This window comes from Pontibacter toksunensis, assembly GCF_042686245.1.
In the GTDB taxonomy this organism is placed as follows: Bacteria; Bacteroidota; Bacteroidia; order Cytophagales; family Hymenobacteraceae; genus Pontibacter; species Pontibacter toksunensis.
Genome location: NZ_JBHUOX010000003.1, coordinates 124,635 through 147,085, shown reverse-complemented (window position 1 = coordinate 147,085; position 22,451 = coordinate 124,635). Strand labels below are relative to the sequence as shown.

Here is a 22,451-nt window from a genome sequence, read left to right as displayed (position 1 = left end):
AGCAACGAATAACGAAATATACATGGCGACATCACTAAAAAACCTAAGCGAGTATAATAAAGAGAACCTGAAAGACATTTCAGATAAGATGTTCGGAATAGTTGTATCAGAATGGCATGATGATATTACCGGCACCCTGTGCCAGGGCGCAGTAGACACTTTGCTGGAGCATGGTGCGAAGCAGGAGAACATTTTCGTCAATACAGTGCCTGGTTCCTTTGAGTTGACCCTGGGAGCACAGTTTCTGGCACAGCAGGAAGAGATAGATGCAGTGATTTGTATTGGTGTGGTCATCAAAGGCGATACCAAACACGACGACTACATTAACAACGCTGTCGCGCAGGGCATCACCCATGTGTCTATGAAGTACAACAAGCCTGTTTCTTTCGGACTTGTTACCACTAACACGCTGGAGCAGGCCTTGGACAGGGCAGGAGGCAAACACGGCAACAAAGGCGTAGAGGCCGCAGCAGCGGCTATTCGTATGCTGAGCTTCTAAAACAACATCTGGTAAAAGGGTGATGCAATAGCGTAGAATCTATGCTGAAAAAGCTACAAGTAAAGCACCTACTAAAGCAAAAGCCCCGCCTCTGTACAGAGGCGGGGCTTTTGCTTTATTTTTTGTATGTTTATAAGCTTAAAAGGCATAACCAACGGTTAAACCTGGCCTGAACCGGACGCCGCTGCCTAGAATTCCTAGCTTATCGATGATACCGCGGTCAAAATCCTCGTTCGTGCCTTTCTTTACATTCAGGCTACCACCGTTAACACCTATTCCGAAGAAGAGGTCCAGCGATATGCCGTTGTTAAAAATAAATTGATTACCGGCAGCCACACCAGCGCCAATAGGCTTATAGGTTGCCTCGTACGTTTCCCCTTTTTCTTTGTCCTCTACTGTCAGCTTATAGTTAAGCACGCGGCCATAGCCCGCTACGTAGAAGCCATCCGGCGCCTGTTCCGCTAAATAATAGCGCACCTCCGGCGTAAAACCATAGCCCTCAAAGTCAACATCTTTTACGCTGGCACCTGTCACGTAGGCTCCTAACTGGGCACTAATCTTTGGGCTGAACGCATGCTCTACAAAACCTGAGGCCGTGAGCACGAAAGGGCTGAGCACATTTACTTTTAAAACGGTGCTGCGGTCGTTGGCAGGTGCTGCTGTTCTGCGCTGGGCACTTGCCGGAGCCACTGCCGCAAAAGCGAGCAGGAGCGACAGGGCTGAAAAGAGGGTAATTTTCTTCATATAGGTTAATTTTGTAAAATGGTAACAGCCCTTGTATGGCTATAGCCGTGGAAGCAACATTCGTTCCAACTATTGGCGTGGCAGAGGAGATATTATGCAGCAGTAGGTGAGGCAATTATAAAAAAGATAAAAATCCTTAATTTATTATGATAGGTAGCAAAGTACGGATAATACTGCTATTTTTGCACGAAATTTAGGATTTGTACCACTCATCGGATCCAAGTTGGCAAAGAATTTAAAGCAATATATATAGCAAATTAAACTTAAATTCTCTTGTGGCTGTTATGCCGCTACGAGAGTTTTTGAATCGAATAATTAGTTTACCAACAGATAAATTTAAGGTATAAACTACAACAGTTCTAAGAAAACAGAATGAATACAAACGAAGAAAAACAGCGTTATTCCAAAGAGGAATTAGCAGAGTTTGAGACCATTATCCAGGAGAAGCTGGTAAACGCCCGTAAAGAGGTTGCGTTCATCAAAGAAACTCTTAGCCGACGTAACGACTCTGGTACTGATAATACCGCTTCGCCAACTAAGGTGCTGGAAGATGGTGCTGATACAGCTGAGAAAGAAAGCCTGAACCAGCTGGCTTCACGCCAGATGAAGTTCATCCAGCAGTTGGAGAATGCCCTGATTCGCATCAAGAATGGCACTTACGGTGTTTGCATTGTAACAGGCAAGCTCATCCCGAAAGAAAGACTGCGTGCTGTACCGCACACACAGCACTCTATTGAGGCCAAGCTTCAGCGTAACGATTAGTACCAGTACCTTTACTCTTTACTTTTACCACTTGAATATTCTGCAAAACCACATTCAGGCACTTGTTTTTTGTGCCCAATCGCCCATAAGCATTGAAGAAATCCAGCGCTGCCTGCAGGAGTCGCTGGGGATGGAGGAGATTTTGGTGAGCGATGTGCTGGAGGCTGTGGAAGGTATAAACGAGCTCCTCATGGAAGCGGGTTTTGCCTTCCAGATCTACGCCATCGGAGGGGGCTACCAGTTCCTCACCAAACCAGAGTACCAGGAGACGGTAAGTACCTATCTTAAGCACAAGTCAAAGAAAAAGCTGTCAGCGTCTTCTCTGGAAACGCTGGCAATTATTGCCTATAAGCAGCCGGTCACTAGGTCGGCTATAGAGCAGATACGGGGCGTGGGCTGCGACTATGCCGTTCATAAGCTCCTGGAAAAAGAGCTGATAGAAATAAAAGGCAAGGCCGATACCATTGGCAGGCCCGTGTTGTACGGCACGTCTCAGAAGTTCATGGATTACTTCGGCATCAACCACATCAAAGACCTTCCGCAACTAAGGGATTTTGCCATCGAAGAGAACGTAATAGGCGAAACCGCCGATTAAGTAGTTCAGCACCCTTATTGAACTATAATACACCATTATTCCTTAATACTGCACACAATAAAGGTACAGTAGCGATACTGCATCCATAAAAATATTACCATGGCAAGAGATAACGAAAGACCTGACCGCGACAGTGCGGGAGCAGGCAGAAGAGGCGCTGACAGAAACTCATCTGGCAGGCCCGGAAGCAACGACCGCGAAGGCAAGAAAATATTTAACAGACGAGACAAATCCGACCGGCCAGACAGCAGAGGTGAGCGACGCTCCTTCGGTTCTGACAGGAGAGATAACGATAGAAGAGATTCCGGCGAGCGCCGCTCCTTTAACGCAGACCGCCCTAGCAGGGACGGTGGCGAACGCAGGCCTTTCAATGCAGACCGATCAGACAGACGCGAAGGCGGCGAAAGACGCTCTTACGGCGATAGAAGAGAAGGAGCAGAGCGCAAACCGTTCAACAGCGACAGGCCTGACAGAAGAGAAGGTGGCGAAAAACGTTCTTTCGGAGGTGACAGAAGAGAAGGCGGCGAAAGACGCTCCTTCAATTCAGACCGGCCCGAAAGACGCAGCAACGACAGAGGCGGCTATAACTCCGACAGGAGAGATGACCGTGGCGGAGAAAGAAGCGAGCGACGCTCCTTTGGCACTGACAGACCTGAAAGAAGGGACAGCGGCGAAAGACGCACCTTCGGCGACAGAAGCGATAGAAGGGAAGGCGGCGACCGTAAAACTTTTAATAGCGACAGAGCAGACAGGAGAGACAGCGGAGAGAAACGCTCTTTTGGCGGAGATAGAGATAGAAAGGAAGGCGGAGAGAAACGCTCTTTCGGAAACGACAGACCACGCCGCGACGACGGTGAAAGAAGAAGCTTTGGTGCCGGAAGAAATGAAGGTGGTGAGAAGCGCTCTTTTGAGCCAAGGCGCGAAAGCGGAGACAGGAAACCGTTTGGTGCCGGCCGCAGAGAAGAAGGAGACCGTGGCTATAACCGCGAAAGCAAACCTTCATTCGGTGAGAAGCGCCCCTTTGGAGGCGACAGAGGCGCTAAAGGCAAAAGCTTTGGCGACCGTGACCGTGGCAACAGCCGCTTCGACGACAAAAAGGGTGAAGAACCACAAACGCCAAACTATAACCTGAGCCGCTACAAAGATAACCCGCGCATCAAGAAAACAAATCGCAGGGATGAAGACGAGGCCGATGGAACTATCCGCCTGAACCGCTTTATTGCGAACGCTGGTATTTGCTCCCGCCGCGAAGCTGACCTGCTGATAGAAGCTGGTGAGATAAAAGTGAACGGGGAAGTGATAACGGAGATGGGCTATAAAGTACAGCCTACTGATAATGTACAGTATGGCAAGAAAATCCTGAACCGCGAGAAACTTGTTTATGTGCTGCTCAACAAGCCAAAGGACTTTCTGACAACCACAGATGACCCGGAAGGAAGAAAGACGGTGATGGCCCTGGTGGCGAATGCTTCTACAGAACGCATATTCCCGGTAGGTAGATTAGACCGCAACACGACCGGCTTGTTACTGTTTACGAACGACGGTGAGCTGGCTCAAAAGCTGACGCACCCATCCAACGGCATCAAGAAAATTTACCAGGTAGAACTAGACAAGCCACTTACCAAAGAAGACTTCAAGACAATCGCCGAAGGTGTGGAACTGGAAGACGGTAAAGCAGAAGTAGACGATGTCGCTATACTGGGAGAATCTAACAAGTTTGTAGGTATAGAAATCCATATTGGCCGTAACCGCATTGTGCGTCGTATTTTCGAGCACCTGGGCTACGAGGTGGTAACGCTGGACCGTGTGCAGTACGCCGGACTTACAAAGAAAGACCTGCCGCGCAGCAACTGGCGCTACCTGTCAGAAAAAGAAGTGGTTCGCCTAAAGTACTTTATGTAATTGTATGCGCACCGTCGCCATCGATATCGGGAACACAGGTACAAAGTATGGCGTCTTTGAAGAAGATGCACTGGTGGAGCAGGGGTACATTCAGGGGCAGCAACTGCCGGAAGTATTGCAAAGCCAGGCTTTTGACCATGCCATAGTTGCCTCGGTGGCGGCCAACACACAAAGTATACAGCAAAGGCTGTCTGTTACCGGTAAGCTCGTAGAGCTTACGGCGCAGACAGCCTTGCCTGTTTTCAACCTCTACAAAACACCGCAAACGCTGGGTGCTGATAGAATAGCAGCAGCGGCCGGTGCCCACTATTTCTTCCCGAACCGCAATTGCCTGGTATTTGATGCCGGCACCTGCATTACGCATGACTTTGTTGACAGCGGGGGCAACTACCACGGTGGGGGCATTGCGCCGGGCCTAAGCATGAAATTTAAAGCCCTTCATACTTTTACAGACCGGCTGCCGTTAGTACAGCGGGTTGAAAATGGCTTTCCGCTCACAGGGCAAAGCACCGAGGAGTCCATCCTAAGTGGTGTGTTGGCTGGTACCGTGGCAGAACTGAATGGCTTTATTCAGGCTTACACAGAAAAAGCTGCCGATCTGGTGGTTATACTTTGCGGGGGCGATGCGGGATTTTTTGAAAGTAAGTTAAAAGGACGCATCTTTGTAATTCCTGAACTGGTCTTGATCGGACTTCACAGAATTTTGACACATAATGTATAAGACATTCCGAGTACTGATAGGTTTTGCGGCGCTATGCTTGGCGCACACCACCCAGGCACAGCTTATCAGCAACACCCCCTATTCCCGCTATGGGTTGGGAGAGATAAACGAGAACCTTGGCACTGTACGGAACGCTGGTATGGCGGGTACCGGTATCAGCGCTGCCAACAGTTACCAACCAAACACAGCTAACCCAGCCCTGCTTTACTATAACAGCATCACCAACTTTACCATGGGCATTGCGGGGCAGGTGAAAAAAGTAAGCAGCGAGAGCAGTTCGCAAACAAACGGAAACGGCAACCTGAACAACATTTCGCTGACAGTGCCGGTTACCAAGCGCTGGAGCTCGGCTGTAGGTCTGCGCCCTTTCTCTACTGTTAATTATCAGGTAAATATCTCTGATGCGGTGGAAGGTAACCCGCAGGCTACTATCTTCCGGGAGTATGTGGGCAGTGGCGGCTTATCAGAGGTATACTTTGCCCATGGCGTACGCATTGCCGGAGGCCTGACAGTGGGCGGTAGCGCCTCTTATATTTTCGGCAACATAACAAACGAGTCATCCAGCACCATCAATGACCCGGAGCAGGAGGCTGTGGGGCAGGAGCGTGTTACCGTAGTTGACCGGACCAGCTACAACGACTTTATCTTTAGGGCAGGTGCCAATTACCGCCAGAAAGTAACCGACAAGCTGTTTCTGAGTGCCGGTACGGTATACAGCTTTGAGTCTAAACTGGATGCCGAGCGCAAAGTTACCTATGAGCGCCTTACGCTCCCGGGGGCTGCGGCGGATAGTGCAGAAAACAGCGTTATAGTACCAGCAAGCCTAAGGGCCGGAATCAGCATCGACAATGGCTCCAACTTAACGGTGGCAGCTGATTTTGCTAGCTACAAGTGGTCAGACTTCAAGAATTTCGAAGGAAATGACGGTGGTTTGAAAGACAGCTACCGATTGTCAGTAGGCGGGGAATATACACCTGAAGCCAACTCTATTGACAACTACTTTAAGCGCATTATGTACCGAGGCGGGCTTTACTACGGCCAAACACCTTACGAGCTGAACGGCGAGCGCATCACGGACAAAGGTGTAACGGTAGGAGCTACGCTGCCAATTGGCCGCTCTACGGTATACGACCTTTACCAGTTAAACTTCTCCTTAGGCTACGGACAGCGCGGCACCACCGAGAATGGCCTCGTAAAAGAAGATTACCTCCAGGTTGGTCTGGAGTTTACAGTAAACAGCAGGTGGTTTATTAAGCGAAGAATTGATTAATAGCAAAGTTATCTATTCCTGATAAAACAAGAAGGCCGTTCATGAAGCGGCCTTTTTTGTGTTTGAAGGCTGCCAGAACTAAAGGTATAGCCGTTTCAGCATAGATTTTGCTAACTTACATACAACAAGTTAAATGAAAGCAATGCGAAAAGCATGGATAATAGGGCTGATGGCCATGATGGCTATTGCAGGCTTTGGCTGTAAAGACGACTTAAAGGACCCGGATAAGGAACCGAAGTATACGGGGCCAACAGTGGAGAACCATGACGTTATTACGCTCTACAGCGACTCTGCCAAGCTGCTTGTCAAGCTGCAGGCCCCTGTGCAGCAGGAGTTCGAGACTGGAGACGGTGTTTTCCCGGAAGGCCTGTATGTGGAGTTTTTTGAGCAGGGAGTGCAGGGAGAACAGGTAACCTCCACGCTGAAGGCAAACTATGGGAAACAGGACCGCAACCAGAACCTTTTCGAGGTACGCGGCAATGTGATAGTAGACAACCTGAAAAAACAGGAAAAGCTAGAAACAGAAGAACTATATTGGGACAGGCGGAAAGCCCGCATCTATACCGATAAAATGGTGAAAATAACCTCGCCGGAGGAAGTGGTGATAGGGCAGGGCCTTGAGGCGGACCAGGGTTTTACAAACTACAGAATCCGGAAAGTGACCGGGCAATTCAATCTGAAAGAATAATGAACCAAAGGCTTGTAAATATTATTTTACTATCGCTGTCATGCGTGGTTATGGTTATCGGTGCCCACCGGAGTATGGAGGAAGATGATTTTATCGGTAACTACTGGCTCTTTATGATTGGCCTGGTGCTGTATATGCTGTACTATTACCGCAAAAAGAAAAACGGCGCCTGATTGTTTTGGATCAAACGTTTCTATGGTAGACCCCAGTCAGATCATTGTATTATTTATCGCGCTATTGTTCTCTGCCTTTTTCTCGGGTATAGAAATGGCCTTTATGGCCGCCAACAAAATTCAGATTGAGCTGAATGAGAAAAACGGAGTGCTCTCAGGGCGCATTCTGAGCTTTCTGCTAAAGCGCCCTACCCGCCTGATGGGCACCACGCTCATAGGCAATACGCTGGCCTTGGTGCTGTATGGCCTTGCCATTGCCAGTGTGCTGAGTCAGCTGTTCTCGATGTACCTGCCAGACGCGTTGCAGTTTAACTTCCTGGTACTCCTACTGCAGATAATCATAGCTTCGGTGGTGGTGCTGCTGACCGCTGAGTTCCTGCCCCGCAGCCTTTTCGCCATCAATCCCAACCGCATGCTGCAGGTGCTGGCCATACCTATCTTGGTGATATATTACCTGCTGTACCCGGTGGTTTTCCTCATTGTTGGCCTGAGCAAATGGGTGGCAGAAAAGTTCTTCCGGATTGAGTTTTCGGAAGAGAAGCCAGTATTCGGTTTTACAGACCTGAATGCTTTCATCAAGAACCGCTTGTACCACCCGGAAACTGAGAACTCGCCTGAAGTAGATCAGCTTATCTTCCACAATGTCCTTGATTTTAAGACGGTGAAGGTGCGGGAATGCATGGTGCCGCGCACAGAGATAAAGGCAGTAGATGTGAATAGCTCCGTGGAGGAGTTGGGGCAGACATTTATGAAAACAGGGCACTCCAAAATACTTATTTACGAAGACTCTATCGATAACATCATTGGCTACTGCCACCAGCTGGCCATGTTCAGGCAGCCCAAAAGCATTTCTGAGATTCTGGGGCAGGTGAGCATGGTGCCGGAGAGCATGCTGGCCAGCGAACTATTCGTGAAGTTTGTCTCGGAGCACCGTACCGTGGCTGTGGTGGTAGACGAGTTTGGGGGCACTTCTGGCATAGTAACTGTAGAAGATGTGATAGAGGAAATTTTCGGAGAGATAGAAGACGAGTACGATGTAAACCAGCGGCTGCTGGAACAGGTGCTGCCCGAGAAGGGAATCTACTTCCTGAGTGGCCGCCACGAAATTGATTACCTCAACGACAAGTATAACCTAGCCTTACCGGAGGGTGACTATGAAACGTTAGGTGGGTTAATTTTGTCTGTATTCGGAGAGATACCGCTTCCTGGTGATGAGGTGACCGTGCCACCTTTCACCATCAGAGTACTCTCAATGGATGAGAACCGCATAGATGCCGTGAAGCTCGTTAAAAACACAGATTCTCAGGCAGATGCTACGGACTAAACAGAAAGATAAAAATTTTGAATTTTAGCACGATTAACCTTATTTTGCACAATCCTTTTATATTTTAAATAAAGAATGGCATTAATTAACAAGATTAGAGAGAAGTCTGGTTGGGCTGTAGGCGCCATTGCCATAGGGCTAGGCGTTTTTGTAGTGGGTGGAGACCTGCTTGGGCCTAACTCAAGGCTTTTAGGTAACGATACGACCACTGTTGGCGAAATAGCCGGTGAAGAAATTGATTATCAGGAGTTCGACCAGGTGCTGCAGCAAATGAAGGCGGATTACGAAAACCGTACCGGCCGTTCTGCGAACGAGGGTGAGTTAGCCATGTTGCGTGAGCAGGCCTGGAACCAGCTAATCTTTAAAATTGCGCTTCAAAAAGAATATGACCGCCTTGGCCTGGAGGTAACAGAAGAAGAGCTGGCAGATATGGTGCAGGGTAATAATATTCACCCGGCCGTGCAGCAGGCATTCACCAATCCGCAGACAGGCCAGTTCGACCGCAACCAGGTGGTGCAGTACCTGCAGAACCTGGACCAGATGGGCCCGAACGCACGCCCGATGTGGGTTAACTTCGAGCAAAGCATTTTTGCAGATCGCCTGCAGACGAAGTACATGAACCTGCTGAACAAGACGGTATACATTACTGACGCAGAGGCTAAAAACCACTACCAGGCACAAAATGCGGCTGCAAGCATTAAGGCTTTGTTTGTGCCTTTTGCTAGTGTGTCTGACTCAGCAGTGCAGGTAACAGACGCACAGTTGCAGGATTACTTCGACCGTAACAAAGAACTATACAAGGTTGAAGAGGGCCGCTCAGTTGAGTTTGTAACCATACCGGTGAACGCCTCTGCTGAAGACAGTTCTTACGTGAACCAGGAGGTTGGTACCTTGTCGCAGCAGTTTGCTGCGGCCACCAACGACTCTGCTTTTGTGAACGCAAATTCTGATGTGCCTTTTGATGGTACTTACCGCAACCCAGGTGAATTGCCAGAGCAGCTACGTACCCAGTTACCTTTGGAAGAAGGCAAGGTTTACGGACCATACAACCAGAATGGTACGCTTGCGCTTTTCAAAGTAATGGATGTCAGAGAATCAGATGCAAGTGCTGTGAGAGCAAGCCACATCCTGATCAGACCGGAAAATGAGACACCGGAAGCCAAAGCTGCTGCTCAGGCGAAAGCACAGGATGTGCTGGCGCAAATCAGAAACGGTGCTGACTTTGCACAAATGGCTGCCCAGCACGGTACAGACGGAACTGCCTCTACAGGTGGCGACCTGGGCTGGTTCCCGCAAGGGCAAATGGTATCAGAGTTTGACCAGGCGGTGTTCAATTATTCAGGCACTGGCTTATTGCCAAACCTGGTAGAGACAGAGTATGGCTACCACATTGTGAAGGTAACGGGTCCTAAATCAAACCAGACGTATCAGATTGCTGGTCTGCAGCGTGCTGTTGAACCTAGTGAGTCTACCCGCGATGCGGCTTATGCTGTAGCGGATGAACTGTCCGGTACAAGTGAAAGCGTGGAAGAGTTCTCAGAAAACGCTGCAAAGAATCCTTCACTTGTAAAAGAAGAAGCCATTGCCATCGGTAAAAACAACATCGTTGTAAATAACCTGAACAATGCCCGTGAACTGGTGCGTTGGGCTTATGCCAAAGACACGGAAGTAGGGGATGTATCGCCTGTCTTCGAGATTGAGGATCAATTTGTGGTGGCAGCCCTCACGAACAAGCGTGAGAAAGGCTATGCCAAACTGGAGGATGTGCGCGAAGAACTGACTGCCGCTGTACGTAACGAGTTGAAGGCAGAGCAAATCATTGCGAAACTAAAGGACCAGAAAGGGACTTTAGACGCCATTGCCGCCAGCTATGGCCCGGATGCGTCGGTTAAAACCGCTGATAACGTAACATTTGCTTCTGCTGCTATACCTGGTTTAGGTGTAGAGCCGGTAGCAGTTGGCAAGGCCTTCGGTTTGAAGCCAGGTGCCCGCACAGCTCCGTTTGAGGGCCAGACCGGCGTGCTGATGGTAGAACTGACGCAAATGAACCCTGCACCAGAGATCAACGACTTCTCCAACGTGAAAGAGCAGCTGCGTAGCACCCGTACCAACACAGTTCAGAACAACGCTTTCGAAGCCATCAGAGAGAAAGCGGATGTGAAAGACAACCGTGTTAGATTCTTCTAGTCTGTCGCAGATATTAAAAAGCAGAAAGCCACTCCCACAGAGTGGCTTTCTGCTTTTTAGCTTCGCTGTGCTGCATCTACAGAAGAACCTGGCACAGACTTACTACTTATGTCTCAAAAATTTAAACTGATTGAGTATATTCATAGTTAAGAAGAAAGTATCCGCAACAATTTCACAGACTGCCTGATTATCAGTATAAGATATTTTAAAGGAGTCTTAGTATCAGGTGCATATTAACTGAAGCTACCTTATCGTTTTAAGAGAACTATGCTAGCAAAATCATATTATACCTTCCTGCTTTCGCTGCTGATGCTGTTGGCTGTACCGGCAGCACAGGCACAGCACCAGGATTTGGAACTAGCCCGGCAGTATCTAAGTCAGGGCGATTACGAAAAAGCTGAGTCGCTTTACAGCAAACTGATAAACGAGCAGCGGCTGTTTAACGTGGTGTACCCGGATTACCTGAAGGTGCTCCTGGCGCAGCGGAACTACAAGGAAGCCGAGAAGCTGGTAAAGAAAACAATTAAGCGGTTCCCTGGCAGCCCGGGCTATGAGGTGGACTTAGGCATGGTATATCAGGCAGCCGGAGATAAAGCCGCAGCCGAAAAGCAGTATAACAGCCTGATAGCAGATCTTAAACCGGAATCAGTGATTGTGCTGGCCAGTGCTTTCATACAAAACGAGCTCTACGACTATGCCGAGAAAGCCTACCTGCGCGGCCGCCAGTTAACCAATGACCCCATGGCGTATAACCGCTCGCTTATCTCGCTGTACATGTACCGCCAGAAGACGGAGCAACTCATATCAGAGGCACTGAACCTGGTGCAGGCGGATGAGAAGGAACTGGGATATGCGCAAAACATGCTGCAGAACAGCATGCGGGAAGAGAAGCATTTTGATGCGCTGGAGAAAGAGTTGATCCTGAAAGTGCAGCAGAACCCGGACAAGCTCTCCTTTAATGAACTGCTTATCTGGCTGTATGTGCAGCGCCGCGATTTTTACGGCGCCTTGCTGCAGGCACGTGCCGTAGACAAGCGTACACGCAGCGGCGGTACCCGCGTGATGGAACTTGGTGCCATCAGCCTGAAGAACAAGGACTACCAGGGTGCCGTTGAGGCCTATGAATATATTGTGCAGGAGTACCCGGATGGGCCGTACTACCTGGTGGCACGGCAGCGCCTGATAAATGCCCGCGAAGAGCAGGTGCAGAACACGTTTCCGGTAGATGAGGAGAAGATACGGGCGCTGTTAGCAGACTATGAAGCGCTTCTGAACGAAGTAGGTCGCAAGCCTGAAACAGTAGAGGTGCTGCAGCACATGGCAGCCTTATACGCCTTCCACCTCGATGACAAGGAAAAAGCCATTGCCCTGCTACAGGAGGCTATTAGCATGCCCCGCGCTAACTCCAGCCTGGTGGCAGACAGCAAACTGACCTTGGGGGATATTTATCTGCTGAAGGGGGAGCCGTGGGAGAGTACCCTGCTTTACTCACAGGTAGAGAAATCACATAAAGAGACTACGGTAGGGCACGAGGCGAAGCTGCGCAACGCCCGCCTCAACTATTACAAAGGCGACTTCGAGCTGGCGCAGGCGCACCTCGATATCCTGAAGCTGGCCACCAGCCGCGAGATAGCCAACGACGCCATGGACCTGAGCCTGCTGATTACAGATAACACCGGCCTGGATACGTCTACGGTTGCCATGGAGGCCTATGCCGCCATCGACCTGCTGGTGTTCCAGAACAAGCTGCAGGAGGCGCAGACAGCGCTAGACGCCATGCTGCAGCAGTTTCCGGATCACAGCCTCACAGACGAGATATATTTCCAGAAAGCCAACATCTATGAGCGTTCCGGAGAGTTTGAGAAGGCCGTGGAAAACCTGCAGAAAATCGTAAGCAGCCCCAAAACAGATATTCTGAGCGATGACGCCTTGTACAGGCTGGCCTTTATCTATGAGGAGAACCTGAAGGATAAGGAAAAGGCGCAGAAACTTTACAATGACCTGTTGGTTAAGCACCAGGGAAGCATCTATGCGGCAGATGCCCGCAAGAGGTTCCGCAAATTACGAGGGGATACAGTAAACTAAGTTGCTGTTCGTGAAGATTTAACCAAAGAAAATGATGAGAATCAGTATGAAAAGGATAAAGAACCCATACATAATCAGGTCGAGGGAATAATTCTTATACTTTTCGAAAAGCTCCTTGAGTCGTTTCACGTCTATCCTATTGTACCACAGCAAAAATACATAAATTAAGACGAAGGTTAGCGCCGGATATCCGTTGGGTCACTCAAAATCCTCTGAAAAAAGCTACCTTTGTAACCAAACGACACGCGTGTAGCAGAAGCATATGGAGAAAAGGTGGGTATATAGCGAGGAGGCGCCAGCAGAGGTAGTGGAGCGCTTAGCAGAGAGCCTCAAGATAAGCCCCACCTTAGCCAGTATCCTTTGCCAGCGCGGCATCTGCACCTTCGAAGAAGCGAAGAGCTTCTTCCGCCCCTCCCTCTCAGACCTGCACGACCCTTTCCTGATGAAGGGAATGGACAAGGCCATAGATCGCCTGAACGAGGCACTGCACAAAAGCGAGAAGATTCTGGTATATGGTGACTATGATGTAGACGGCACCACCTCTGTGGCACTGATGTACGGCTTCCTGCGGCACTATACCCACCAGATAGACTTCTACATTCCGGACAGGTATAAGGAAGGCTACGGCGTATCGCAGCAAGGTATAGACTGGGCAGCGGAAAATAACTTTAAGCTCATCATCAGCCTAGACTGTGGTATCAAGTCTGCTGATAAAGTGGCAAGTGCCAAGGAAAAAGGCATCGACTTTATCATATGCGACCACCACTTACCAGACGATGACGTTCCGGACGCTGTAGCGGTGCTTGACCCGAAACAGGTAGATTGCCCTTACCCTTACAAGGAGCTGTCGGGCTGTGGTGTGGGCTTTAAGCTGGCGCAGGCGTTCTGCATACAAAACGATATTGACCAGGAAGAAGCATTTAAGATGCTGGACCTGCTGGTAGTAAGCATAGCAGCGGATATAGTGCCTATCACAGGTGAGAACCGCATCCTGGCGCACTTCGGACTGCGCCACCTGAACGGTCCGCAGCCTATGCGGCCAGGCCTGGAGGCGCTGAAGGAACTGGCGGCTATCAACTACGAGATGGACATTACCAGCATTGTGTTTGGCTTTGCACCGCGCATTAATGCCGCAGGACGTATGGGCGATGCCAAGAACTCTGTGCGCATGTTGCTGGCCCAAACGAAAGATGAGGCCTTCAAGATGGCCGCCATCATCAATGAGTCTAATAAAGAGCGCCGCACCAAAGACTCGAACATCACCAAAGAAGCGCTACAGATGATTGAGGAGGATGATTTCCTTAAATCGGCTTCCTCTACTGTGCTGTTTAAGGAGACGTGGCATAAAGGCGTGATTGGTATTGTGGCCTCCCGCTGTATCGAAAAATATTACCGCCCTACTATCATCCTTACCCAATCAAACGGTATGGCATCAGGCTCAGCGCGTTCTGTGCACGGGTTTAATGTGCATGATGCCATAGAGAGCTGTGCTGATTTGCTGGAGCAGTTTGGGGGACACATGTATGCGGCAGGGCTTACGCTGCCCGTGGAGAATGTGCAGGCCTTTCGGGAGCGCTTTGAGGAGGTAGTGGCCAGTACTATTACGGCTGAGCAGAAGATTCCGCAGATACAAATAGACGGGAAAATCGAACTGAAGCAGATTACCCGCAACTTCTACAATATTATCCGTCAGATGGAGCCATTCGGGCCCGGCAACATGGGGCCGGTGTTTGAGTCGGAGTGTGTGTACGACACAGGCAGCGTGCGCATTGTTGGTGATTCACACCTGAAGCTGCGCCTGACACAGGATGGCTTCCACAGCATCGACGCCATTGGCTTTGGCCTCAGCGACTACTACAGTGTCATCTCCAAAGGCATTCCGTTTGATGTGTGTTATACGGTGGAGGAAAATATTTACCGGGGCGTTATCTCGCTGCAGCTTCGCATCAAGGACATCCGGATAAAATAGAGAAAGGCTCCTTCATCAGGAGCCTTTCTTTTTGTGATTACTGTGCAACAGGAGTTGCAGCGGCGTTGGCTATCAGCTCCTCTTGGGTAATGTGCCGGAAAGACATTTTGTATCCCTGGTACAGGGCGATGCCGTAGAAAAGTACATCCATAGGAGAGAAGGTTTCCACCATCAGTTCTGGAATATAAGCGTAATCCAGCGTCAGCAGCACTTCCATGTAACCTAAGTTGTACTCGTTCGCTACAAAGCCGCAGGTGCTCAGGAAATTGCCCAGCATACAGCCAAATAACGCCAGCAGTGCTCCCATCACACCAAAGATTTTATCTATTCCCTGGCCTGCTATCCGCATCATATAGCCTACCGCAAAGCCAATGGCAACAGCCATGTAGCCTATCTGATAGCCGGTGGCAACCGTGACGACAGCCCATACTAAGGCGCCTGCCACAGCAGCAAGAAGACCTGCCAATATGCCTTTGACAAGGTTCTGCTCCATACTTAGCTTGTGCATGTACATTTCAAGCTTGTGCTGGTCGAGGGTTGGGGCAGGAGGGGCTGCGGTTTCTAAAGCCTCTTCTGTTACATTTTGTACTGGTGTTTCCATTCGCTGTTTTTATAGTGATAGATAAAAAGCACATGCATAAGCCAGTGCTTGCTATCAGCAGCGATGGCATCAGGGAAAAGGAATTTGCGCTGAGAAGCTATACCTACGGCAGCGGGTACATGTGCTTCAGCTGTTGCAGAGGGCTTGTTTCCTCTGAAGCCACTAAATCAGGAATACACAGCTGAGACAGGGTTTCTACGTCGCCGAGGAAGTAGTTCATATCTACGTTCGTTTTGATACCCGTTATCCTGCCTCTGTCGGAATGTTGCCAGAACATCCAGCTATCTGTGTGGTGTACCTCCGGTTGTACGGAGCTATAACGGGCAATCCAAAAGTGATAGCCTTTGAAGTGCCCCTTCAGGTAGCGCTGGTAATAGTTCTGGCTGGTATAAATGATGGGTTTTATGCCATAGTGTGCTGTTACAGCCTCTAACCAGGTGTTTATGCTCTCGCGCAGCTGCGCAGGACTTACTTTAGGGTCTGATACCTCTACATCCAGCACGGGTGGCAGGTCGCCGGGCTCCAGCACAACGGAGTTTGTGAAAAGCTCTATCTGGCACTGAATGGGAGCCTGTGGCTTAAAGAAATGGTAGGCTCCACGGCGGATGCCGTTGCGCTTTGACTCGCTCCAGTTACGCGAAAAATAAGGATCCTGCCTGAAGTCGCCTTCCGTGGCTTTTATAAAAGAAAATACAACCTGTTCGTCCTTTACCAGCTCCCAATTAATGTCTTTTTGCCACCTCGACACATCAATGCCCTTCAGCGTAGTGGCAGTAGCCGGGCTGCTGCTGCCGGGTTTTTTAGAGTCGTTATCAGAGGGTTCTGTGGGGGTAGAGGCTATACTGGTATAGCCTCCTAAAAGTAGCAGACCTGAAAAAGCCAATTGCTGGCACACCGATAAGATTGAAAACAGTGGCATAGTTAGTGTTCGGAATAAATAAGCGAGTTATAAGTTATGTATTAAAATGCGCTTGTCCAATATATAAACAAAGTATTATATAAAATATTAGTTCCATTTAATAGTAAATAGATAATATAAGGCGTTAAGATAGTGGCTGGTAACCGAGTCCTTACACGTTGCAGGATGCAGCCTTTATGCGTAATTTAGCCACGATGATACTGAGAGCAGAAAACTTAATAAAAAAATACAAATCGCGTACAGTTGTAAACGATGTAAGCGTAGAGGTAAACCAAGGCGAAATAGTGGGATTGCTGGGACCGAATGGTGCCGGTAAAACGACATCTTTCTATATGATTGTGGGCCTGGTGAAGCCCAACACCGGTAAGATTTATCTGGACACAGAAGACATTACAAATCTGCCGATGTACAAACGTGCTAAACGTGGTGTCGGGTACTTGGCACAGGAGGCCTCTGTTTTCCGGCAGCTAACGGTAGAGGAGAACATTCTGGCCGTACTGGAAATGACAAACCTTCCTAAAAAGGAGCAGCACGAAAAGGTAGAGGATCTGCTGGAGGAGTTCTCACTGACGCACGTGCGCAAAAACAAAGGCATTGTACTGTCAGGTGGGGAGCGCCGCCGCACCGAGATTGCCCGCGCCCTGGCCGTTGACCCGAAATTTGTGCTGCTGGATGAGCCTTTTGCTGGTGTGGACCCCATTGCCGTGGAAGAGATTCAAAGTATTGTGGCCAAGCTGAAAAGCAAGAATATCGGTATCCTCATCACCGACCACAACGTAAACGAAACCCTTTCCATTACAGACCGCGCTTACCTGCTCTTCGAAGGAAAAATCCTGAAGTCAGGAACTGCAGAAGAACTGGCCGCCGATGAACAGGTGCGCCGCGTATACCTGGGTAAACACTTTGAACTGAAGCGGAAGGTATAGCTTGTTGATTGTTATTTGTAGATTGTTTTCGTACTGCCTTTGTATGGAGGAGCGGAAGCATATACAGCTCAATGACATTGACGCATATAAAGTATCCTTTACCCTGAGCAACTTCATATGGTTAAGAGCAGAACGGTGGGAGCACTTCGCGAAAAACACCATTGGTATTCAGTTCACTAAAGCCGGAGACAGTATTTCTGCGAACATTGCGGAAGGTTTTGGCCGTTATGGAAAAAAGGAGAAAATACAATTCTTTAGGTATGCCAGAGGTTCTGTATATGAATGTCTGGATTGGAACGAAAAGCGTAAAATCAGAAAGCTGCTGACGCAGGAAGAGTATGAATATGTTTTCTCTATACTGCAGAAGTTGCCAAAGCTGATAAATACTTTGATAAAAGTGACAAACACAAACCTGCAGATGTAGCTTCCCAACTATTAACAACTAACAATCAGCAAAAAAATTGGAAATAATAAACTCGATAGTGACGTGGGTGATGAAGAAGCGGATTCATGACATTGACCTGTTTCGGAAGTACCCGCATGAGGTGCAAGCAGAACTTTTCCAGAACCTGATTAGCACGGCGAAGAACACAGAGTGGGGCAAGAAGTATGGCTACAAAGAGAACCTGTCGGTGCGGGAGTTTCAGGAGCGGGTGCCGGTAACGGATTATGAGAACCTTTACCCCTATATTGAGCGGGTAATGAAGGGAGAGCAGAACCTGTTGTGGCCAAGCAAGATCGAGTGGTTTGCCAAATCATCCGGTACTACGAATGCCCGCAGCAAATATATACCGGTTAGCCCGGAGTCTTTGGAAGACTGCCACTACAAGGGGGGCAAAGACATGCTCTCTATCTATGTTAATCTTTATCCAGATACAAAACTTTTCTCAGGCAAGGGCCTCTCGATAGGCGGTAGCCACAGGCCCAGCGAATTTAATTCTAAAGTTTCCTGCGGCGATGTATCAGCGGTGATTATGCAGAACCTGCCGATATGGGCAGAGGCTATGCGCACTCCTCCGCTTAAGGTAGCGCTGATGGATAAATGGGAGGAAAAGATCGAAAAGATGGTGGAGATAACGGTTCAGGAAAATGTTACCAGCATGAGCGGTGTGCCTACCTGGACGTACGTGCTGCTGAAGCGCATATTGGAAGTAACTGGTAAGCGTAACATCCTTGAGGTGTGGCCCAACCTCGAACTGTTCAACCACGGCGCGGTAGCTTTCGGACCATACCGGCAATTGTTCCGCGACATCATCCCATCTGATAAAATGCATTATCTGGAGGTATACAATGCCTCGGAGGGTTTCTTCGGAATACAGGACCAGGCAGGTACAGAAGATGAAATGCTGCTGATGCTGGACTATGGCGTGTACTACGAGTTTATCCCGATGGACCAGTTTGACGAGGAACAGCCTCAAACGCTGACGCTGGACCAGGTGGAATTGGATAAGAACTACGCCATTGTAATTTCTACGAACGCTGGCCTGTGGCGCTACAAGATTGGCGACACCATCCGCTTTACCAGCCTCGACCCGTACCGCATCAAGATTTCCGGCCGCACCAAGCACTTCATCAATGCCTTTGGCGAAGAGGTGATTGTAGAAAACGCAGAAGTGGCTATTACGAAAGCCTGCCAGGCTACGGGTGCCATCATCTCTAATTTTACAGCAGCACCCGTCTACATGGAAAGCGGCAAGCGCGGCGGCCATGAGTGGCTCATAGAGTTTGAGAAAGAGCCGGATAACCTGGCTCGCTTCACACAATTGCTGGACGAAACATTACGGGACGTAAACTCTGATTACGATGCGAAGCGGCAGAATGACATTGCCTTGCAGGAACCTGTTGTGCACGCTGCCCCACAAGGTACTTTCATGAACTGGCTGCGCCACAAAGGCAAGCTGGGAGGCCAGAACAAAGTGCCCCGCCTCAGCAACTCCCGCGAATATTTAGAAGAAATTATGCAGGTGAACAACCTTTAAAGTTCTGAGTTACGAGTATCTTTGTAAAGCAACAGCCCCGGCAAGTATAAACTGCCGGGGCTGTTGCTTTTTACCTGTCAGCAGGGTCCCATTCTTAATTCAGAATTCTTAAATGGAAGCACAGCGACCGCGCCTATTCCATGAAGCTGCTGAACATGCCGCCTTCCTTGTTCGTGTTTTCACCGCGTGGCATGAGCGCTTCGATGAGTTTTTTCACTGGCATAGACTGAAGCCACACGCGGCCGGTGCCTCGCAATGTAGCCAGGAAAATACCCTCTCCGCCAAAAATCATAGACTTCAAGCCGCCTGCACGCTGGACACTGAAGTCAATGCCCTCTTCAAAGGCAACCACGCATCCAGTATCCACACGCAGTGTCTGATTGTTCAGTTGCTTTTCCACCACCGTACCACCGGCATGTATAAAAGCCATGCCATCACCCTGCATCCTCTGGAGTATAAAGCCTTCGCCACCAAAGAAGCCGGAGCCCAGGCGCTGGTTAAAGTGGATACTGAGCTTTGTACCCAGTGCAGCAGCTAGAAAAGCATCTTTTTGTGTAATAAGGCTGCTGTTGCGCATCTGCCGCAGGTCGATGGGCAGAATCGTGCCGGGATAAGGCGCGGAGAAAGCGACCCGGCTTTTGCCATAGCCATGGTGCGTGAAGTGTGTCATAAACAACGATTCACCCGTGATCAGGCGGGAGCCTGCTGAAACCAGTTTTCCCAGGAAGCCCTGGCTGGGATTGGAGCCGTCGCCCATTTTTGTCTGAAAGTCGATGCCTTCCTCCATGTACACCATGGCACCGGCTTCGGCAACCACAGTTTCATTTGAGTCTAGCTCCACTTCCAGCACCTGAATGTCATGCCCGAAAATCTTGTAGTCGATTTCGTGTGAATTTATCATAGTTGTAGGTTAAGGTTTGTTGCAATAGCAATATAGCGAATTAGACTTCATCGTCTAAATCCTCGTCCTCATCCCCTTTCTTGCGGCGGGCCTTTGGCAGGTTTGGGTCATCTTCTGCATCAGATGTAGAAGTGGTGTTGCGTACGAAATCCTCATCTGTTTCTTCCACTTCTTCGCCTTCCTCAATATGATACTCTTCCTCTTCCTCGCGTTTGGCTTTTTCGGCGGCATCACGCTTCACCAGCTTTTTGTCCTCCACGTTGCGGTTCAGGAATTCATTTATCTTGTCGATGCTATAGTTGGAAATAATCTCGCCGTGCTCATTTACCTTTATTTCAAAGCCTTCCAGGTCTTTATGCACTTTCGATTTTTTCTTACTGCTCTTATCGTCTTTCTTATTCTTAGCCATGGTTATACAAGTTTATACTTTAGTTGTATAAGCTAAGCAGTCGCAATTTGTTGCAAAGGAGGTATAAAGCAGGAAATAAAAAAGGCTAACCAGTATGGCTAGCCTTTCTCTTTATCTAAAATATGCTGCTTACGCAGTAGCGTATACACTGAGTTTATCAATAGCAGTTTCGATACGGGAAGTAGTTTCCTCCCGGCCAATTACCTCAATGATGTGCATCAGGTCCGGGCCTGCTTCTGCGCCTGTTACGGCTAAGCGAAGTGCCTGCATCACCTGCCCGATTTTCATGTTATGGCGGTCGAGAATGTTTGTCAGGAGCTCTTTCACAGTATCGGCATTAAAATTCTCCAGCGTAGAGAGCTCATTCTTAAAGTCTTCAAAAACAGCAACAGACTGGCTGTTCCACTTTTTAGAAGCCACTTTCTCGCTATATTCTGTCGGGGCGATAAAGAAGTACTTCGCCTCCTGCCAGAAATCCTGCGGAAAGCTCACGCGCTCTTTCATCAGCCCAGCAATCTTCTCTGCCTTCTCATGCGAAGTGGTAATATCGTGCTCCTCCAGCGCTTTCAGCAGGTAATCTGCCAGCTCGCTGTCTGGCTTGGCGCGCAGGTACTGCTCGTTAAACCAACGGGCCTTCTGAATATCGAAACGCGTGCCTGACTTACCAATGCGCTCTACAGAGAACTCCTGAATTAGCTCGTCCATAGAGAAAAGCTCCTGTTGTGTGCCCGGGTTCCAGCCCAGGAAAGCCAGGAAGTTCACAAAAGCATCTGGCAGGTAACCGCTCTCGCGGTAGCCGCTGGATATCTCGCCTGTGTTCGGGTCCTGCCAGCGCAGCGGGAATACCGGGAACCCTAGTTTGTCACCGTCGCGTTTGCTTAGCTTTCCGTTACCGTCTGGCTTCAGGAGCAGCGGCAGGTGGGCAAATTCCGGCATGGTGTCTTCCCAGCCCAGGTAGCGGTACAGCAATACGTGCAGCGGTGCCGATGGCAGCCACTCCTCCCCACGGATAACGTGTGTAATCTTCATGAGGTGGTCGTCTACAATGTTGGCCAGGTGGTACGTTGGCATACCATCCGACTTCATCAGTACTTTATCATCAATGGCAGAAGAGTGTACCATTACCCAGCCACGAATCAGGTCTTTCAGGCGCACTTCCTCTTTGCGGGGCACTTTCAGACGGATAACGTAAGGCTCACCTGACTCCAGGAGTTGCTTCACCTCATCTTCCGGCAGGGTGAGCGAGTTCCGCATAGTGGCACGTGTGATGGCGTTATACTGTGGCGTGGCCACTTTGGCCGCTTTCAGGCGCTCTCGCATTTCCTCCAGTTCCTCAGCGGTATCAAAGGCATAGTAGGCATGGCCGCTCTCGATGAGCTGCAGCGCATACTGCATGTACATCGGCTTGCGCTCCGACTGGCGGTAAGGGGCATAAGGCCCGCCGTTCCACGGGCTCTCGTCCAGTTCAATGCCGCACCACTCCAACGATTCCCGGATGTAGTCTTCAGCGCCCGGCACAAAGCGTGTCTGGTCGGTGTCTTCGATGCGCAATATCATTTTGCCACCCGTTTTGCGGGCGAGCAGGTAATTATATAAGGCAGTGCGCACACCACCAATATGGAGAGGCCCGGTCGGGCTTGGGGCAAAGCGTACTCTAACTTCTCTTTCCATGTATTCTTCTCTGATGCAGATCGTTCTAATTCGGCACAAAGGTACAAAATAAAGTTCGTTTAGGTAAGTTCTGCACCATCAAAGGCGGCGGAGCCCAAACAAGCAAGGGTGGAGCAGGTTAATTCT

The 22,451-nt window shown here is 49.4% G+C and carries 21 protein-coding genes; 15 read left to right on the top strand and 6 right to left on the bottom strand.

The window, feature by feature from the left end; all coding sequences use genetic code 11:
* The first annotated feature begins 22 nt into the window (after positions 1-22).
* A complete protein-coding gene (ribH, locus tag ACFS7Z_RS05525; protein ID WP_377482105.1) occupies positions 23-499 on the top strand; it encodes a 6,7-dimethyl-8-ribityllumazine synthase in 477 nt (158 codons plus the stop codon).
* Positions 500-637: 138 nt separating this feature from the next.
* On the opposite strand, the gene ACFS7Z_RS05520 is transcribed toward ribH, so the two are convergent.
* Positions 638-1,243, bottom strand: a complete 606-nt coding sequence (locus ACFS7Z_RS05520) for a DUF3575 domain-containing protein (protein ID WP_377482102.1) — start codon at positions 1,241-1,243, stop codon at positions 638-640.
* A 372-nt stretch (positions 1,244-1,615) separates the two neighbouring features.
* Between ACFS7Z_RS05520 and ACFS7Z_RS05515 the strand changes: the two genes are divergently transcribed.
* The 11 genes from ACFS7Z_RS05515 to recJ all read left to right on the top strand — a co-directional run bounded on the left by ACFS7Z_RS05515 (position 1,616) and on the right by recJ (position 14,919).
* Positions 1,616-2,005, top strand: coding sequence for a TraR/DksA family transcriptional regulator (locus ACFS7Z_RS05515; RefSeq protein ID WP_377482099.1), 390 nt, complete (start codon positions 1,616-1,618; stop codon positions 2,003-2,005).
* Positions 2,006-2,036: 31 nt separating this feature from the next.
* On the top strand, positions 2,037-2,600 hold the full coding sequence (gene scpB, locus ACFS7Z_RS05510) for an SMC-Scp complex subunit ScpB (RefSeq protein ID WP_377482096.1): 564 nt from the start codon (positions 2,037-2,039) through the stop codon (positions 2,598-2,600).
* Positions 2,601-2,699: 99 nt separating this feature from the next.
* A complete protein-coding gene (locus ACFS7Z_RS05505) occupies positions 2,700-4,502 on the top strand; it encodes a pseudouridine synthase (RefSeq protein WP_377482093.1) in 1,803 nt (600 codons plus the stop codon).
* 4 nt (positions 4,503-4,506) lie between these two features.
* On the top strand, positions 4,507-5,223 hold the full coding sequence (locus ACFS7Z_RS05500; RefSeq protein ID WP_377482090.1) for a type III pantothenate kinase: 717 nt from the start codon (positions 4,507-4,509) through the stop codon (positions 5,221-5,223).
* On the top strand, positions 5,216-6,493 hold the full coding sequence (locus tag ACFS7Z_RS05495) for a hypothetical protein (protein ID WP_377482087.1): 1,278 nt from the start codon (positions 5,216-5,218) through the stop codon (positions 6,491-6,493). Before ACFS7Z_RS05500 ends, ACFS7Z_RS05495 begins: the two co-directional genes overlap by 8 nt.
* Positions 6,494-6,626: 133 nt before the next feature.
* On the top strand, positions 6,627-7,181 hold the full coding sequence (lptC, locus tag ACFS7Z_RS05490; RefSeq protein ID WP_377482084.1) for an LPS export ABC transporter periplasmic protein LptC: 555 nt from the start codon (positions 6,627-6,629) through the stop codon (positions 7,179-7,181).
* Complete coding sequence (locus ACFS7Z_RS05485; RefSeq protein ID WP_377482081.1) at positions 7,181-7,354, top strand: hypothetical protein; 174 nt, start codon at positions 7,181-7,183, stop codon at positions 7,352-7,354. Before lptC ends, ACFS7Z_RS05485 begins: the two co-directional genes overlap by 1 nt.
* Before the next feature lie 22 nt (positions 7,355-7,376).
* On the top strand, positions 7,377-8,678 hold the full coding sequence (locus tag ACFS7Z_RS05480) for a hemolysin family protein (RefSeq protein ID WP_377482078.1): 1,302 nt from the start codon (positions 7,377-7,379) through the stop codon (positions 8,676-8,678).
* Between the two features lie 75 nt (positions 8,679-8,753).
* On the top strand, positions 8,754-10,865 hold the full coding sequence (locus tag ACFS7Z_RS05475) for a peptidylprolyl isomerase (RefSeq protein WP_377482075.1): 2,112 nt from the start codon (positions 8,754-8,756) through the stop codon (positions 10,863-10,865).
* Positions 10,866-11,132: 267 nt separating this feature from the next.
* On the top strand, positions 11,133-12,950 hold the full coding sequence (locus tag ACFS7Z_RS05470) for a tetratricopeptide repeat protein (RefSeq protein ID WP_377482072.1): 1,818 nt from the start codon (positions 11,133-11,135) through the stop codon (positions 12,948-12,950).
* A 262-nt stretch (positions 12,951-13,212) separates the two neighbouring features.
* The gene (recJ, locus tag ACFS7Z_RS05465) at positions 13,213-14,919 is read left to right on the top strand and encodes a single-stranded-DNA-specific exonuclease RecJ (RefSeq protein ID WP_377482070.1); all 1,707 of its coding nucleotides are present in this window, start codon (positions 13,213-13,215) and stop codon (positions 14,917-14,919) included.
* 37 nt (positions 14,920-14,956) lie between these two features.
* On the opposite strand, the gene ACFS7Z_RS05460 is transcribed toward recJ, so the two are convergent.
* Positions 14,957-15,520: a hypothetical protein gene (locus ACFS7Z_RS05460; protein WP_377482067.1), complete on the bottom strand. Its 564-nt coding sequence runs from the start codon at positions 15,518-15,520 to the stop codon at positions 14,957-14,959.
* 103 nt (positions 15,521-15,623) lie between these two features.
* Positions 15,624-16,439 carry a glycoside hydrolase family 25 protein gene (locus tag ACFS7Z_RS05455; RefSeq protein ID WP_377482065.1) on the bottom strand — a complete coding sequence of 272 codons (816 nt, stop codon included), beginning with the start codon at positions 16,437-16,439 and terminating at the stop codon, positions 15,624-15,626.
* A gap of 194 nt (positions 16,440-16,633) precedes the next feature.
* On the opposite strand from ACFS7Z_RS05455, the gene lptB reads away from it, so the two are divergent.
* From lptB to ACFS7Z_RS05440, 3 genes are all read left to right on the top strand, one after another.
* Complete coding sequence (gene lptB, locus ACFS7Z_RS05450; protein WP_377482062.1) at positions 16,634-17,365, top strand: LPS export ABC transporter ATP-binding protein; 732 nt, start codon at positions 16,634-16,636, stop codon at positions 17,363-17,365.
* Positions 17,366-17,408: 43 nt separating this feature from the next.
* Positions 17,409-17,789 (top strand): four helix bundle protein, encoded by a 381-nt coding sequence (locus ACFS7Z_RS05445; RefSeq protein ID WP_377482059.1) that lies wholly within the window; start codon positions 17,409-17,411, stop codon positions 17,787-17,789.
* A gap of 70 nt (positions 17,790-17,859) precedes the next feature.
* The gene (locus ACFS7Z_RS05440) at positions 17,860-19,344 is read left to right on the top strand and encodes a GH3 auxin-responsive promoter family protein (protein WP_377482549.1); all 1,485 of its coding nucleotides are present in this window, start codon (positions 17,860-17,862) and stop codon (positions 19,342-19,344) included.
* 133 nt (positions 19,345-19,477) lie between these two features.
* On the opposite strand, the gene ACFS7Z_RS05435 is transcribed toward ACFS7Z_RS05440, so the two are convergent.
* The 3 genes from ACFS7Z_RS05435 to gltX form a co-directional block, all read right to left on the bottom strand.
* Positions 19,478-20,242 carry a TIGR00266 family protein gene (locus tag ACFS7Z_RS05435; protein WP_377482547.1) on the bottom strand — a complete coding sequence of 255 codons (765 nt, stop codon included), beginning with the start codon at positions 20,240-20,242 and terminating at the stop codon, positions 19,478-19,480.
* A 43-nt stretch (positions 20,243-20,285) separates the two neighbouring features.
* On the bottom strand, positions 20,286-20,654 hold the full coding sequence (locus ACFS7Z_RS05430) for a hypothetical protein (protein WP_377482056.1): 369 nt from the start codon (positions 20,652-20,654) through the stop codon (positions 20,286-20,288).
* A gap of 129 nt (positions 20,655-20,783) precedes the next feature.
* Positions 20,784-22,325, bottom strand: coding sequence for a glutamate--tRNA ligase (gene gltX / locus ACFS7Z_RS05425; RefSeq protein ID WP_377482053.1), 1,542 nt, complete (start codon positions 22,323-22,325; stop codon positions 20,784-20,786).
* Positions 22,326-22,451: the final 126 nt, after the last annotated feature.